Genomic DNA, 14,078 nt, shown 5'->3' on the forward strand with positions numbered 1-14,078 from the left:
ATGACGGGAGCACTTTTGCGTAGAAGCCTGAGACGAAAACTGAACGGGTGGGTAACGCTGAGCGTGATAGGGGCCTTTTTGGCCCTTCTCCCGTCTCTTTATATTTTTTTTGGACTCTTTCAAAAACAGAATGAAAACTGGCAGCATATCCAAGAGTACATGCTGCTGGATTACGCGCTGCAATCGTTATGGCTCGTGCTCGGTACCGGAGCCTGTACGATCATCGTAGGTGTGACCTTGGCCTGGCTGGTCGCTGCTTACGATTTTCCATTGCGTCGCTTTTTTTCATTTGCTTTCGTGCTGCCGCTGGCGATTCCTCCGTACATCGCAGCATACACGTACGGCTCCATGCTCAGCTATACGGGGAGTATCCAGACGTTTTTGCGCGATGCATTCGGATTGACGCTCGATCAACGCTACTTTGACATCATGTCGATGAAGGGCGCTATTTTTATTTTTACGTTGTTTTTGTTCCCGTACGTCTATTTGATTACGAAAACCTTTCTTGAAAAACAGAGTGCTGTGTTCATTGAAAATGCCAGATTGCTCGGAAAAAACCAAACGCATATCTTTTTTCGCATCGTCCTGCCTATGTCGCAGGCAGCCATCGTCGGTGGAGCCAGTCTGGTGGCATTTGAAGTGCTCAATGATTTTGGAGTGACGAAGCATTTTGGGATTCAGTCTTTTACAGCGGCGATTTTCAAGACGTGGTTTGGCATGTATGACGTAGAATCGGCCATTCGTTTGTCCGCCTGGCTCATGACCTTGATTATCGGGATCTTTATCGTTGAGCGACTCGTGCGTAAGCGGAAAAAATACAGCTCGCCTACGAACAGGAGCACGCCGCTTACACGCAGAAAATTGCGCGGAATCCCGATGTACGCTGCCGTAATCTTCGGATTGGTTATTGTTTCATTTTCGTTTGTGATCCCTGTTGGGCAGTTGATTGTCTGGGCGACGTGGACGTATGGGGAAGTGTTGAACGAGACCTTCTGGAAGCTCTTGAGCAATACGCTGTTCATCTCTTGTATCTCGATCACCATCTTGATGCTGCTCGCGGTAATCGTTGCGAATGTCATCCGATTCTCCCGAGGCTCGATATTCGCTGTGGCACTGACGCGCTTGATTTCCATGGGCTATTCTATTCCGGGCGCAGTCTTGTCTATTGGAGTAATGGCGGTGATGATGTCCGTAGATAAAGAACTGAGTTCCTTCTATAGCTGGCTGGGCTTGGGCGCAAACAAGCTGGTACTCAGCATGTCTTTGTTCATGCTGACGTTTGCCTATATCATCCGCTTCCTTGCAGTTGGATTCAATGCAGTCGAAGCGGGGTTTGAGAAGACGGGAAACCGCTATTCAGAAGCGGCACGTATGCTCGGGATGAGCATGACACGGACCTTTTTTAAAGTGGATTTGCCTTTAATCAAAGGGGCTGTACTCACCGGTTTTATCTTGGTGTTCATGGAAATCGTGAAGGAATTGCCGCTTACCTTGCTTCTTCGTCCCTATAACTTCGAGACGCTGGCAACAAAGGCGTATCAATATGCGAGCGACGAACAAATTCACCAGGCCGCGATTCCTTCGCTCTGTATCATTGCGGTGGGAATCGTCTCCGTTATTTTCTATCATTGGTTAGGAGAGAGACAGGCAAAATGACTTTTTTTGAAGTGAAAAACCTGACGTTTGGTTATGCAAGCGGGAATGGCAGCGTCATCCGGGATTTTTGCTTGCAGATGGAGCAAGGGGAAGTTGTTGGGCTACTCGGAAATAGCGGTTGTGGAAAAAGTACATTGCTTCGCTTGATAGCCGGACTGGAGTCCCCGAAGAGCGGGCGCATCCAGATCGATGGAAAAGTGTTGGTCGATCAGGGGCAGTTTGTGGAGCCAGAGCAACGAGGGATCGGCATGATTTTTCAAGACTATGCGCTGTTTCCGCATTTAACTGTCGAGCAAAACATCTTGTTCGGTCTGCATCGATTGTCCAAAGCAGAGCGTCTGGTTCGTTTGAAAGAGATGCTGGCACTCGTGCAGCTCGAAGGCTACGGCAAGCGATATCCACATGAGCTGAGCGGGGGACAGCAGCAGCGTGTCGCATTTGCGCGTGCACTGGCGCCTAGGCCGGCGATCTTGCTGATGGATGAGCCATTCAGTAATCTGGATGCCGAGCTCAAAACGAAAATACGCGATGACTTGAAGCGAATGCTGCGGGCTGCCAAGATGACGTCGATCCTGGTCACACATGACAAAGCAGATGCGGAAACGATTTGTGATCGCATCATTCGCATGACTCGCTAAGGGCAAAGTGCAGCTTTCAGCCTCCAAAGTGCATAGTCGTACCGTGTGTTGTTGTATAATGTGCGTACGACGAAATTTGCAGTGTGCGGTTTGCTGTCTTTTGGTCAGCTCCGTTCAAATAGAGGAGGATGTAACATGAAAATTGAAATTTGGTCTGATTTTGCCTGCCCGTTTTGCTATATCGGAAAGCGCCGTCTGGAAGGAGCGCTGTCTCAATTTCCGCATAAGGATCAAGTAGAGGTCGTATATCGCAGCTTCCAGCTCGACCCGCAGATGGAACGCGATACCGATATGGACATGCATGAAGTACTGGCAGCCAAGTATAGCATTCCACTCGCACAGGCGAAGGGGATGAATGACCAAGTTACCCAAATGGCAAAAGGTGTGGGTCTTGATTATCATTTTGACACGATGATCCCGACCAATACATTTGATGCGCACCGCTTGACGCACTTTGCCCACGCTCATGGAAAAATGAAGGAAATGAAGGAGCGACTGCTCAAGGCGTACTTTACCGAATCACTTCATCTCGGTGACCACGAGGTGCTGGCACAGCTTGCTTCTGAGGTGGGCTTGGACAAGGAAGCGACGCTCGCCATGCTGGCAGGAGACGAATACAGAGAGGAAGTACAAGAGGACAAACAAAGAGGCAACGATTTGGGTGTCACGGGCGTACCGTTCTTTGTCATCAATAACAAATATGCAGTCTCTGGCGCGCAGCCAGGTGAAGTCTTTTTGGGAGCATTGAACCAGGTATGGGAAGAAGAAAGCGCAGCTCCTGCTCTGAAATTCGTGCAGAACGACGAGAAAAAAGATGAGCAATCCGGCGACAATTGCGCAGATGGCTCCTGCAAAATATAAGCGACGCAAAACGAATAACTCAATGCTAGACCCTTAATGCTGTAAATTGGTTATGTTGTTGGTGCTACCCTTACAGCAAAATCTCAAAAGCCGATCCTCCTTAAATGAAGGGGAATCGGCTTTTCTCATCGCTTGAAATCACTGAATAACGAGATTATTTCCTAATACTGTGAACTGTTTACCAATATTAGAAGCAAATAGGGATGAAGCAGCGCTAACGCTTCCAATTTGCTTGCCAGAGCTGAAGTCATGACTTCCTTGTAGAGTAATATTCTCGAGACCAAAAAAGAAAAGTGTCAATGTGAGCATTGCCGTATTCTGCGCTTCAGTTCCCTGATGCACGGTGCGCTTGGTACTCGCGTAATTGGCTACATGGTTATTTCCTTCAAACACTTTACCACCTTCATATTGCCACCCACCAGCAGAGTCATCCACATTCGTCAGACTGAGTCGATTTAATGTCAGGTTCATATTAGTTACCTCCCGTAGTCGCCTTGTGCCTTGTTTCTACTGGTCATCATATGCCCTGGGTGCCCAAAGTTGTCGGTATAACACGCCTATTTCCATATGACTCATAATTTGTTATTAACTGGATAATGATAATCCACTTTCAGGTCTCACTATCTGCTCCGTTTCTTTGGTGGGCCCTAACAACTCGTTACAGTCTATTTTTGTTGGGAAAATTTTCTCTCCCCCTGAAACAAAAAGGGAACTCATTCGAATAATGGACAGAGCGAAAAATAGCTGGGGCCCCAGCATCACTATCCAAAAAGAGTGAGGAATGAACGAACCATGAATAAATGGACGAAAAGCGTATTGGCAATAATGACAGCGAGTCTGGCTGTGACGACACCCATCAGTTCTATGGCGGCAAAAGAATCGAGCGTAACAGTTCAGGGAGCGAGCAAAGGTGATGGCGCAATCGATGAGAAGCTGGTCAAGAAGATCGAAAAGTCTGTTGAGAGACTCGTTCAAGTTGTGCCTTATCTAAGGAACTACCCGATCACCGAATTTGAGATGAACGCAGAAACATCCCGGATTGAAGTGAAAAAGTATCAAACGAAGGAAAAGAAAGCTCCCTTTGTGAGAATGCATGTCGATCAAAATTCAGGTGAAGTAAAATTTTTCAGCCACATCACAGGCAAAGAAGGTTTCTCTTCCACCTACCCCCTAGAGGATGCGAAGAAAAAGGCAACGGAGTTCATGAAGCAATGGTATGGCGAGGATATGGCGGACTATCAGTTGGACGAGGAAGCCTCTAATCGTAATTCTTCGATATTGTTTCGCAAAATGGTAAATGGGATTCCGTTCCGCAATGACACACTGAATTTCGCCATCAATAGCGAAGGGCAAATTCAGCATCTGGCCAAAGGCGACGGGGATGCAGATCCAATGGAAATGGAACAGGATATCAGCAAAATTCAATTCGCTGATCCCAATAAGGTGCATCCAAAAGAAAAGGTAGAAGCGATGTTTGCATCTGCTATGAAGCCTTACTACGGACAAAGTGCAGATGGGCAAAGCTACAGGTTCTTATACACCCCTTCTTTCGAGGAAATCAATGCGAGCACCGGAGCTGAACGGTCAGCCAAACCAAATGAAAAAATCATTCAGTTCCAACCAAAAGCAAAGCAAACGATCATCAAATCAAAAGAAGAGGCTGTAGCTTTCTTGACAGCTAAGACAGGATACACTCCCACAAAAGGGCGCGCAACTTTTCAGGAAGAGAGCAATCCGAAAACCGGGGTCACCAACTATTTGTGGATGACGGAGGAGGAGGTCATCGCCAATATCTTCTTTGAAACCAAGACAGGAAAGGTCACGAATTATCAAGTATTGGATACAAAGCGGAAAAGTGAAGCAGACAAAAAGCTGAGCGAAGAGCAGGCGCTAAAAGCTGCCGTGGAAGCCATGTCTGAGTTCCTTCCTCTCACCGATAAAGAAATGGCCGTCACTGCGAATCGATATGAACCCGATCAAAATTTGTACAACTTTGACTTTACCGTGCTTCATCAGGGGTATCCGGTAGATGGTATGCTTCGACAGGCGCACGTAGATGCAGCTACGGGAAAAGCAACTTTACTAGATTGGAGAGTCTCTCAAACGATCAAGCTCCCGGATATCAAGAACGCTATGACAAAAGAGGAAGCAGCCAAGAAGTTTCTTAAAAAATATCCGCTGAAGCTGTATTACTCCTTAAATGAGGAAAATAAAAACATGGCCGAGCTCGTTTATATTTCTCCACTCGTTTCTAACGAAGAAATCGATGCGCTAACCGGCGAATTCTACACCTATGGAGAAGAGATAGAAACCGAGTAAGAAAGGGGGAAGCCTGTTGTCTGGGGAGTTGGCGGAACGAATTGGGGTTATTTACGAGGCTCACTATGATGACATCTACTATTTTTTGCTCTACTTTACGGGCAGACAAGAAGATGCAGAAGACATGGTGCAGGAAGTATTTTCACGACTGTTAAAAATTTTGCCGAGGTACGATGGTCGGGTCGCCATGAAGACATGGCTATTTTCCATCGCCAAGCATGTCGCGATTGATCATTACCGCAAACAAAAGTGGCAGCGTTTGTTCTCAGACAACTGGTTGGCCCTCATGAAGTCTACGGAGGGCCTTCCAGAAGAGGAGCTTGCGACAAAAGAAGAGATGCATAGTATTCAACGGGCTTTGCAACAGTTGAAGCCCGATCAGCGTATCATAGTAATTTTTCGCTATATAAAGGAGTACAGTGTCAAGGAAACAGCCGAGATTTTGGCGATTCCAGAGACAAAAGTGAGAGTGGACTGTCACAGGGGACTAAAAGCGTTGCAGAAAATACTCGGCAACGTTTGCGAGGAGAGGATTGCCAATGAGTTTGCCAGATGAAAACCACATAGTTGAATTACTGAATCACGTCAGGCAGGAGAGCAACCCACCTCGTCAAGTGTGGAAGCAGATGGGCAAGGAGAGACTCATTCGTGAGGCTTATCGAATGGAGCAAGCAGCGAAGATCAAGCGAGTTGTCGCGGGAGCTGGTTCCCTTGCAGCAGCCGTATTCATGGGTGTTTGGCTGAGCTATGATTCACCGCAGAAGCCATCTGTTGATACGCAAACAACCATCTCGCCTCCAGCCGTCATAACAGCTACGCCACCGCTTGCTACGCCTTCTCCGCCAGTGAAAAGCAAGGCTAAGCCACAGCAGGAGCAGGAAGCTACCCCAAAAGCAGGCAACAAAATCGTTCAAAACCAAACGGCTACACGTGATGCTCTACAGCCGCAGTCCGTAGCCGAGGAGCCTGCAACGAACCCAACAGATAGGAGTCAACCCACATCAACACGTGAGAAATCACCATTGGAAGATCAGGCAGTGGCCTATTTGCAAAAGAAGCTGGGAGCACAGAGCAAACAGTTTGAAGTGGATTATGTTCACTCGAATTTGGCCCAGGGAGAAGTGGCTTTTCGCAAAATCATCAATGGCATTCCTCTTCAGGAGAATAGTGCGACAGTTCGTATCTCCCCAAAAACGGGGGAAATGACCTTGCTTCTTTACCCTGATCTCGAAGATAGTGGCGTAGCATCACAGCCTGCCAATCGTGAAGGGACAATCGACAAGAAGAAGGCTGCCCAACAGCTGGGGAGTACGCTTCGCCTCGTTTATGCAGGAAAGAAACAACCAGAGCTTCAATATGTAGTAGCATCAGATGTTTTTGTGCACGCAAAAACGGGCAAGCTGATCAGCCAAGCGGGAGCAGAGAAAAAGTCCGTTGCTGTTTCAGGACAAGGAAAACCACTCGTGCTGAAAACTTCTGGTGAGGTGGCAAAGCTGCTTGAGCGCAAGTTGGGCATAAAGGTGGAACAAAAAGCATTCATCGGTGTAAATCCGCACGGTATTTCATATTCCTGGAACGATGGGCAGGGCAACGGCGTTTCTGTTGAGACGACAGATGACGGAGCATTTCTCGGGTATTCACGGATGACTACAGATGAACGTAAGTACCAACGAGAAACGACCTACGAACAGGCACAAGCAATGGCGATAGCCCACCTGGAGAAATTCCTCCCCGCCAATGTTCGTGAGCTGTCATTGGAAGCGTCGCAAGAGTCACCTAGCACCATTCAGTTTACCTTTGCACCGAAGGTCAACGGGATTCCCGTCATGGATCATCCTTATAAAGTGGCTGTCGAGCTGGCTAGCGGGCTTGTTACCGAGCTTACGGGCAATTTTTCGGATTTATCATGGATACAGACCGATCAGACAGCAAAAACGCTCTCCAAGGAAGAGGCACTTGATCAATTTGTGCAACATGCTCCATTGGAACTCGTGTACTTGCCCGCGGAAAAAGGGGCAGAGCCAGTACTTGCTTACCAAATCCGCCGGGATTCAGAACAGCCATGGGCAATAGAAGCCTCGACAGGTAAGGTCATCAACTAAAAAGCAAGCAACTTATCTCCATGAAAAGATGCTTCATGGAGGTAAGTTGCTTTACTGGTTCGAGAACGGTCGATGCGAAGCCTTTAGCTGGAAAGCAGGGGATAACTCGCGTGTACATGCTGTTTGAAGCTCTCATAATCCGAGGCATGTATATGAGAGTCGTGGTCGCTTATACATACATGCTTCATGCAAAGGCGCTGAGCGAACCGATTGCCTGCTTCTGTGATATTATCCATGATGATCGATTGTATGCGGCAGCCACTCTGCTCGACATGAGCCAGTACATCGAGATAATGATGTAGCATCATGCGCAAGGCAGGGCTTTTCCGATAAGAATGATCGACAATGACACAGGACAGAAAATAATAAACTTGCTCGGGAGAAGTCGTTAAATCCTCGATATCCGCGGTCGTCATCAGGCTGTCTTTAAATGTCCCTTGTGCAATTTGCAGGTAAATATGCGGCTTGACGGGAAGCAGGTTCATAAAAGCAATGATGCGCCCATTCTCTTCGATCGCAACGACCGAATCGGGACGAAACAAATACCAATTGTAGCTCTCTTGGTACGGTGTAATAAATTCAGCATCGTAGTATTGAAGCTCGAGTTGTTCCATTTGTTTAAAATGCTCAAGCTGCAAATGCTCCATGATCTTCATAAGCCAATCTCCTTCTTTATTCCGTATGACTAGGCGACAACTCGCAGATATAGCGAATAAATCTCTGGGTTTCCTTTGCCCGCTTGAATCTGTTCGAAAATAAAGATGGTTCATTTGGTTGGTAGCGTATTCGCAAGGATTCTTTCAGCAAGGGATGCCATTCACTGGGAAGCTCTTGCAAAGCCTGTTCTACGGCTTTTCTTTTCGGAATAATGCTCTCATGGATGAGCGCGTAATAGATTCGGCTTAAGGTGAAAACGGCGAATTCTACCCACTCATCGAGCATGAATTTTACCATGCTTTTTCCTTTCGGCGCCCAATAATCATGGACATTGTATTTCATCGTTTCCCCGACATCCAACCATTGGGTAGGGATGTGTAATGCTTCAACACTTCTCCCCATAACGGTAATGCCCCGTTGCTTGAGGATCCACCACGTCACATGATTGACATCATAGTGGCCGGATGATTTGAATGTCCCATTGTCAACGTAAGGATAAGGCTCCAGGGATGGATTGGCTTTTCCGACGTCATCCAGCTGGATATACATGCCGTCCATTCTTTTAGCGAATGGGTTGGTGTTTTGCAGAGCCTGATGAATGTTCTTGAGCGTTTCTATTTCAGCATTCGTTAATCCTCTATGCAAAAGTGTTACAAAATCAATATCGCTGTTATCTTCCTCGAAGCCAGATAGAGCAATAGAACCATACAAATACACACCGTAGATGACAGTAGGCAGTTCAGTCATAAGTCGTTGCGTATAGTCGTGTACGAAAGGTCTAATGCTTTCCGGGATTCTCGTGTCCATAAGCAAGCTCCTTTTTGAAGATCAAGATTAGCTGAACTCGCTAGGTATTTCCATCGTTTTCATACCCCAGTATAATCCATATGACAACAACTGTTAAAGGAGGCGTTTATTGTGATGGAGCAAATGCTAACAAAGGGCAAAATTTTGAAAGGGGTATAAAGGTGAGGCAATTTTCAACTGACGTTATTATTCGGAATTTTCAAAAGGAAGACTTCCCGTTACTTGGCGAACTATATCAAGCTGTTACTGCAAAAGAAAACGCGACGTTTTGGTGGGTCGGTGAAGAAGCAAATTGGTGTAATGTTTATTGTGCATTTGAAAATGGAAAAATGATCGCGAAGGGGCAAGTCAGTATCATAAATACGATCCCTCCCGGACGTTCAGAAGAAAACAAGCATTCAATCTACGTGAATCTAAAAACGCTCCCGGAACGAGACGATGACGCCGAATTGCTAGAAAAGGTGTACCAGCATCTTCTGCAAAGAGCTCTGCAATTAAAAGAAACGTTGCCAGCTACGTACCAAACGATGCTATGTGTCGGCAACGATTCATCTGAAACAAAGAACAACCGATTTTTCACTCAAATGGGCTACAAGCATTTGAATAGCTTGTATCAGATGAAACGCGATTTACTAGAACCTATTCCTGTGTTAACGCTGGACGAAGGCTTTGATTTTTCATATTGGAAAATGGAGAGCTCAGGGGAAGAAAAAGATTACTTGAATGTGGAAGCCACGATCTGGCCGGATGCTCCGTTAGGACATGAACGATTGTCTGAATACAAGAGTAAAGCGCTCTGGACATCAATGGTGATTCGTTATAACAATACGATAGCTGCGGGCTTGATGGCATGGCGAGAGGAAGAAGATGGAGTAATCGAGGATGTTTTCGTACAAGACCATTGGAGGAAGCGTGGCTTTGCGAAGTTTTTACTGGCACAAGCATTGGAGTATCTAAAATCGCATGAGCTGAAATCAGCGTATCTCATTGTTGAAACGACGAATATATCAGCCTTGTCTCTATACAAATCGGTTGGATTCAAGGTAGATAAAGAAGAGATCAGGTATTATACAGAATGGAAATAAGAAAGACGAAAAGAGGGAGCGCTAGCGAGGCTTCCCTCTTTTTTATGCAAGTTGATTCGGAATTCTCTTGCAAGAAATACATAGATAAGGTAAAACATGGGTGTATCTTAAGCCGATACAATAGAGAGGACCAAGCGTCTGAATGATAAGAAGGTGAGGATCTGCGATGAACTTTTTCAAAAAGCTATTCGGCGGTACAAACAACGGAGAAAAGTCAAAAGACGGTACTACGATTTACACATATAACGAACAAGCTGATTATGAACCCCCAGCTCCCATGGAATATGTAGAAGAAATCGTTGCCCACTTTGAAAAGGTATTTGCCGGAAGAGAAAGCAATGTTTTTCACGAAATTATTTCCGATACGATCCATATTGATGTGAATGTGATGAGCCCTACAGAAGAAGAGCCATTTTGGGTTCTGTATACGAATGGGATGAGTGATCTGCCGATGACGATCCCGGATGAAATACAGGAGCAGATGGAAGAGAATATTGAGCGAGCAGAACTGATGATATTTTTGCCGGCTTCCTGGGAACTGACACAAGAGTCGCTAGAGGATGAAAATAACTACTGGCCAATTAGACTGATGAAGATGCTGGCACGGTTTCCCCATCAGTACAATACATGGTTGGGGTACGGACATACGATACCGAATTATCAGGAATATGAACCGTATGCGGATGGCACGGGTTTAAATGGAGTCGTTCTGTTTCAGCTATCAGAGGAAATCAGTGTCATTCCCACCAAGGACGGGAACAAGATTCATACCTATTTCTTGATTCCTTTGTATAAAGAAGAGATGGAATATAAATTGGAGCATGGCATGGATGCGCTTTTGGATAAATTGTTTGAGCTGGAAGATGATGCGCTGATTTTGAATCCGAATAGAAGAAATACGTGCAAGTAAAAATATACGAATTCCCGACCCCTTTTTACTAAAGGGGTTTTTTGTAAGATGTTACAATAATCACACAAAAATCAGTTGGAGGCAAACGATGATTCATTTTCGAGTCGCAACAGCAAAAGACCTGAATAGAATTGTTCAAATGCTTGCGGATGATGAATTAGGCAAGACGAGAGAGCGTTACGAAACTCCGCTACCAGAAAGTTACATAAAAGCGTTTGAATCCATTGACGCAGATCCCAATAACGAATTGATTGTGGCGTGCCGGGATGAGGAAATTATTGGTGTCCTTCAGATTACGTTTACTCCTTATCTGACACTTCAAGGTAGCTGGAGAGCGACGATTGAGGGGGTTCGGATAGCATCTACGGAAAGGGGTCAAGGAGTTGGGAGCGAGTTAATTGAATGGGCGATTGAACGGGCGAAAGAGAGGGGCTGCCATCTGTGTCAACTAACGACAGATAAACAACGAGAAGATGCGTTGCGCTTTTATGAACGCTTAGGATTTAAAGCGACGCATGAGGGGCTGAAAATGAAGCTGTCCATCGACTAACAAAAGTACGATGGAAAAGGAAAACGGGTTCCATATACGTAATATAGAACCCGTTTTCCTCTGCTATGACCGAGCCAAGTCGCCTATTCGATTTCAATTCGATTAATATCACCAACATCCAAATTTCCAAGCTGTATGGAGAAACTTGGTTTCCCCGGACTTCTCAAAATATAGCCGCCCCAGTCCCGACCGCCGTAAGCCGTATATCCAGAGATATCTACGCCAAAAATGTCCTGAATAAGTGGCTTGGTTACAGGGATGACTTCATTTAGTGCTTTGATTTTATAGTTTTCTGCTCCATGGCTTACTTCATACACTTGACCTGTTTTTGCCCCGATCATTACTTCATATTTCTTTTGTTTATTCATGAGCAACCATTTCTCTTCACGTTCATCTGAACGTTTTTGGGCCTGGGTAAAGGAAAGATTTTTTTCATTGGATAAACGGGTCAAAGCTGTTTGCGCCATGGAGATGATCTTTTGATCGACGTCTTCTAGGTTGTAATATAATATGAAATCAGACACTTTATTTGTTGGGAGATCGACTGTGACATATTGTTTGTCATCTGTCCAAAAGGAAAAATATGCTTCCTTCTCACTTTTGAAAAAACCGGTATTTTGGAAGGTAACCTGTTGCTTCGTATCCTTAAATGCTTCTTGTGCAGTCTCTACATATGTATGATAGGACTTCGGTAATTCGTTGATCGCAAACCTCGCAAAGACGGTAAGAACCTCTGTGGTACCAGGCTTAAAAGTGACGATGGCTTCTCGGGTTTCTTGATTCTTTGCCTGTACCCTATAGGAGTCTGCGTCTTTCTCAATCTCTCCAAATGAGAAGGTCTTTTGAATGCCACTCGCATCTTGTACGGCTTTTTGAGCAGCTGCAAAATACGTTTGTTCTTCAGGATTCAAGGCTGCACTGCTCGTTGATTCTGCTGGTGCAGAAAATGGTTTCATCCAGAAAAAACCGAGTAACAGGCCGCAGGTGATCAGCCCTTTTGCCATCCATCCATAATACATTTTTCGTTTGTTCACTTTTTGAAGTTTACCTCCTTCTTCTCGCACACCTTCTAATATTGCTTGGCTTCGTTCTCGGGAAAGGATTTGCTCCGGGAATTGATTCAATTCTTCCAGAATGATCTGCTCCTCACATGATCGCATCGTTCATCACCTCCGCAATCGAAACATTTCGTTTGTTTTGAATCGACTTTATCGCTCTATGCATCGTGAGATTGACCTTGGATTCGCTCCAGCCCAACACCTCTGCAGTCTCCTTGCTCGATAGTCCTTTGATCCCTCTTAGTATCAACACATCCCGATAAGAAGACTTTAATTGATTGATCATTTCATAGAGCAAACGCTTATTTTCACTTAACATCAGCGACTCTTCCGGAGTTTTGTCGTGCGAAACGAGATGCTGCAAGAAGATTTCCGGCAACCATCTGAGTAGCTTTGTTTTGCGTCTTTCATCAATGGCTACGTTTCGTGCTATGGCAAACAGCCACGTTTTGGGATTCTCAACCTCTGTTGCCTGCATAGCTTTGAGGGCACGAATAAAGGTCTCCTGCACCAGATCGTCGATGTCTGTTCGTCCTGTATAATAGACCAGGAAACGATAAACATCTTGGCTGTATGAGTGAAACCATTGCTCAATTCGTGCGCCAGTATGATCCTCCACTGGTGTTCCACCTCCTTGTCACTGTATAGACGGAAAAGCTGCTGACAATCTTTCACTTTCAAAATAAAAAAGTGGAACGCAGATAATTCGCGTCCCACTACAATAGTGGTCCTAGCCCATAAATGTGATTTCTATTCGCATGTTAAACCGATCGGTAACGACCCAGCCTGCTGGAATCTGTTGATTATACCTGATCCATAGCTTCGCTCCCTTTGGCGCTCTTTGAATGCTCGTAATTTCAAATTTATCCGTCGTACTATCTGTAATGACCCATCCTTGCGGCACGATTTGATTGTTCCGCATCCACAGTTTATCACCGTAACCTGCGCCTTGTGTATAAATCATTTGAAGAGAAGTACCACTGCTATCTATAACAGCCCATCCATCAGGAATCCGTTGGTTGTACTTGATCCAGAGTGTCGCTCGGTACGTAGCCCCAATCACGCATGTAATTTCGAATTGGGTACTAGTACTGTCGGTAATTACCCAGCCTTGTGGGACTAGTTGATTGTTCTTGATCCACATTTTCGCTCCATAAGAAGAGCTCGCTGATAAGGATTGCTTTAGTGATGCATGGGATGAAATATTTTGTTCGGACGATTTCAAAAGCGTTGGTTCTGCAGCCTGAGTAGGAAGTGTGAAAGACATCACAACGAATAAAAGACCGAGACTTGAAACCATACTTTTTTTTAGCATAAACAAACCACCTCTCTTTTCTGATATCCATTATTTGTAATTTAAATCTATTTTTAACAATCGTAAAGCGGCGTTTTTGTGAAATGCTCTCTATTCACTGCCTTGTCACAAAATGAAAAA

15 protein-coding genes are annotated in these 14,078 nt (G+C 45.4%); 9 read left to right on the forward strand and 6 right to left on the reverse strand.

Annotated features, from left to right (window positions below; genetic code table 11):
• The 3 genes from HP567_RS07765 to HP567_RS07775 all read left to right on the forward strand — a co-directional run bounded on the left by HP567_RS07765 (position 1) and on the right by HP567_RS07775 (position 3,155).
• Positions 1 to 1,656 carry an ABC transporter permease gene (locus tag HP567_RS07765; RefSeq protein WP_173611337.1) on the forward strand — a complete coding sequence of 552 codons (1,656 nt, stop codon included), beginning with the start codon at positions 1 to 3 and terminating at the stop codon, positions 1,654 to 1,656.
• Entirely contained in the window at positions 1,653 to 2,294 is a 642-nt protein-coding gene (locus tag HP567_RS07770) for an ABC transporter ATP-binding protein (RefSeq protein ID WP_173611338.1), read from the forward strand. Before HP567_RS07765 ends, HP567_RS07770 begins: the two co-directional genes overlap by 4 nt.
• A 135-nt stretch (positions 2,295 to 2,429) precedes the next feature.
• A complete protein-coding gene (locus HP567_RS07775) occupies positions 2,430 to 3,155 on the forward strand; it encodes a DsbA family oxidoreductase (RefSeq protein WP_173611339.1) in 726 nt (241 codons plus the stop codon).
• A gap of 138 nt (positions 3,156 to 3,293) precedes the next feature.
• Here the strand turns inward: HP567_RS07775 and HP567_RS07780 are convergent, their stop codons facing one another.
• The gene (locus tag HP567_RS07780; protein WP_064203004.1) at positions 3,294 to 3,626 is read right to left on the reverse strand and encodes a hypothetical protein; all 333 of its coding nucleotides are present in this window, start codon (positions 3,624 to 3,626) and stop codon (positions 3,294 to 3,296) included.
• Positions 3,627 to 3,947: 321 nt separating this feature from the next.
• Here HP567_RS07780 and HP567_RS07785 point away from each other — a divergent pair, with 321 nt between their 5' ends.
• The 3 genes from HP567_RS07785 to HP567_RS07795 are packed head-to-tail and all read left to right on the forward strand — an operon-like array spanning position 3,948 to position 7,576.
• Positions 3,948 to 5,474, forward strand: a complete 1,527-nt coding sequence (locus tag HP567_RS07785; protein ID WP_173611340.1) for a YcdB/YcdC domain-containing protein — start codon at positions 3,948 to 3,950, stop codon at positions 5,472 to 5,474.
• A gap of 16 nt (positions 5,475 to 5,490) precedes the next feature.
• Entirely contained in the window at positions 5,491 to 6,030 is a 540-nt protein-coding gene (locus tag HP567_RS07790) for an RNA polymerase sigma factor (RefSeq protein ID WP_173611341.1), read from the forward strand.
• The gene (locus tag HP567_RS07795; protein WP_173611342.1) at positions 6,014 to 7,576 is read left to right on the forward strand and encodes a YcdB/YcdC domain-containing protein; all 1,563 of its coding nucleotides are present in this window, start codon (positions 6,014 to 6,016) and stop codon (positions 7,574 to 7,576) included. The genes HP567_RS07790 and HP567_RS07795 overlap by 17 nt, the downstream gene beginning before the upstream one ends.
• Positions 7,577 to 7,659: 83 nt before the next feature.
• Here the strand turns inward: HP567_RS07795 and HP567_RS07800 are convergent, their stop codons facing one another.
• Positions 7,660 to 8,232 carry a hypothetical protein gene (locus HP567_RS07800; protein WP_173611343.1) on the reverse strand — a complete coding sequence of 191 codons (573 nt, stop codon included), beginning with the start codon at positions 8,230 to 8,232 and terminating at the stop codon, positions 7,660 to 7,662.
• Between the two features lie 16 nt (positions 8,233 to 8,248).
• Entirely contained in the window at positions 8,249 to 9,040 is a 792-nt protein-coding gene (locus HP567_RS07805) for an aminoglycoside adenylyltransferase domain-containing protein (RefSeq protein WP_173611344.1), read from the reverse strand.
• A 161-nt stretch (positions 9,041 to 9,201) separates the two neighbouring features.
• Here HP567_RS07805 and HP567_RS07810 point away from each other — a divergent pair, with 161 nt between their 5' ends.
• The 3 genes from HP567_RS07810 to HP567_RS07820 all read left to right on the forward strand — a co-directional run bounded on the left by HP567_RS07810 (position 9,202) and on the right by HP567_RS07820 (position 11,585).
• Entirely contained in the window at positions 9,202 to 10,125 is a 924-nt protein-coding gene (locus HP567_RS07810; RefSeq protein WP_173611345.1) for a GNAT family N-acetyltransferase, read from the forward strand.
• Positions 10,126 to 10,291: 166 nt separating this feature from the next.
• A complete protein-coding gene (locus tag HP567_RS07815) occupies positions 10,292 to 11,035 on the forward strand; it encodes a suppressor of fused domain protein (protein WP_173611346.1) in 744 nt (247 codons plus the stop codon).
• Between the two features lie 88 nt (positions 11,036 to 11,123).
• On the forward strand, positions 11,124 to 11,585 hold the full coding sequence (locus HP567_RS07820) for a GNAT family N-acetyltransferase (protein WP_173611347.1): 462 nt from the start codon (positions 11,124 to 11,126) through the stop codon (positions 11,583 to 11,585).
• Between the two features lie 83 nt (positions 11,586 to 11,668).
• On the opposite strand, the gene HP567_RS07825 is transcribed toward HP567_RS07820, so the two are convergent.
• The 3 genes from HP567_RS07825 to HP567_RS07835 form a co-directional block, all read right to left on the reverse strand.
• Positions 11,669 to 12,745, reverse strand: coding sequence for a hypothetical protein (locus HP567_RS07825; RefSeq protein WP_173611348.1), 1,077 nt, complete (start codon positions 12,743 to 12,745; stop codon positions 11,669 to 11,671).
• Complete coding sequence (locus tag HP567_RS07830) at positions 12,732 to 13,262, reverse strand: RNA polymerase sigma factor (protein ID WP_173611349.1); 531 nt, start codon at positions 13,260 to 13,262, stop codon at positions 12,732 to 12,734. Before HP567_RS07830 ends, HP567_RS07825 begins: the two co-directional genes overlap by 14 nt.
• A gap of 111 nt (positions 13,263 to 13,373) precedes the next feature.
• Positions 13,374 to 13,958 carry a hypothetical protein gene (locus tag HP567_RS07835; protein ID WP_173611350.1) on the reverse strand — a complete coding sequence of 195 codons (585 nt, stop codon included), beginning with the start codon at positions 13,956 to 13,958 and terminating at the stop codon, positions 13,374 to 13,376.
• Positions 13,959 to 14,078 lie beyond the last annotated feature (120 nt).

It is taken from the genome of Brevibacillus sp. M2.1A (genome assembly GCF_013284355.2).
GTDB lineage: Bacteria > Bacillota > Bacilli > Brevibacillales > Brevibacillaceae > Brevibacillus.

Bases quoted from the DNA above. Each gene is read 5' to 3' on its own strand.
- HP567_RS07765 (WP_173611337.1), top strand. From the start codon at position 1: ATGACGGGAGCACTTTTGCGTAGAAGCCTGAGACGAAAACTGAACGGG.
- HP567_RS07770 (WP_173611338.1), top strand. From the start codon at position 1,653: ATGACTTTTTTTGAAGTGAAAAACCTGACGTTTGGTTATGCAAGCGGG.
- HP567_RS07775 (WP_173611339.1), top strand. From the start codon at position 2,430: ATGAAAATTGAAATTTGGTCTGATTTTGCCTGCCCGTTTTGCTATATC.
- HP567_RS07780 (WP_064203004.1), bottom strand. From the start codon at position 3,626: ATGAACCTGACATTAAATCGACTCAGTCTGACGAATGTGGATGACTCT.
- HP567_RS07785 (WP_173611340.1), top strand. From the start codon at position 3,948: ATGAATAAATGGACGAAAAGCGTATTGGCAATAATGACAGCGAGTCTG.
- HP567_RS07795 (WP_173611342.1), top strand. From the start codon at position 6,014: ATGAGTTTGCCAGATGAAAACCACATAGTTGAATTACTGAATCACGTC.
- HP567_RS07800 (WP_173611343.1), bottom strand. From the start codon at position 8,232: ATGAAGATCATGGAGCATTTGCAGCTTGAGCATTTTAAACAAATGGAA.
- HP567_RS07805 (WP_173611344.1), bottom strand. From the start codon at position 9,040: ATGGACACGAGAATCCCGGAAAGCATTAGACCTTTCGTACACGACTAT.
- HP567_RS07815 (WP_173611346.1), top strand. From the start codon at position 10,292: ATGAACTTTTTCAAAAAGCTATTCGGCGGTACAAACAACGGAGAAAAG.
- HP567_RS07820 (WP_173611347.1), top strand. From the start codon at position 11,124: ATGATTCATTTTCGAGTCGCAACAGCAAAAGACCTGAATAGAATTGTT.
- HP567_RS07825 (WP_173611348.1), bottom strand. From the start codon at position 12,745: ATGCGATCATGTGAGGAGCAGATCATTCTGGAAGAATTGAATCAATTC.
- HP567_RS07835 (WP_173611350.1), bottom strand. From the start codon at position 13,958: ATGCTAAAAAAAAGTATGGTTTCAAGTCTCGGTCTTTTATTCGTTGTG.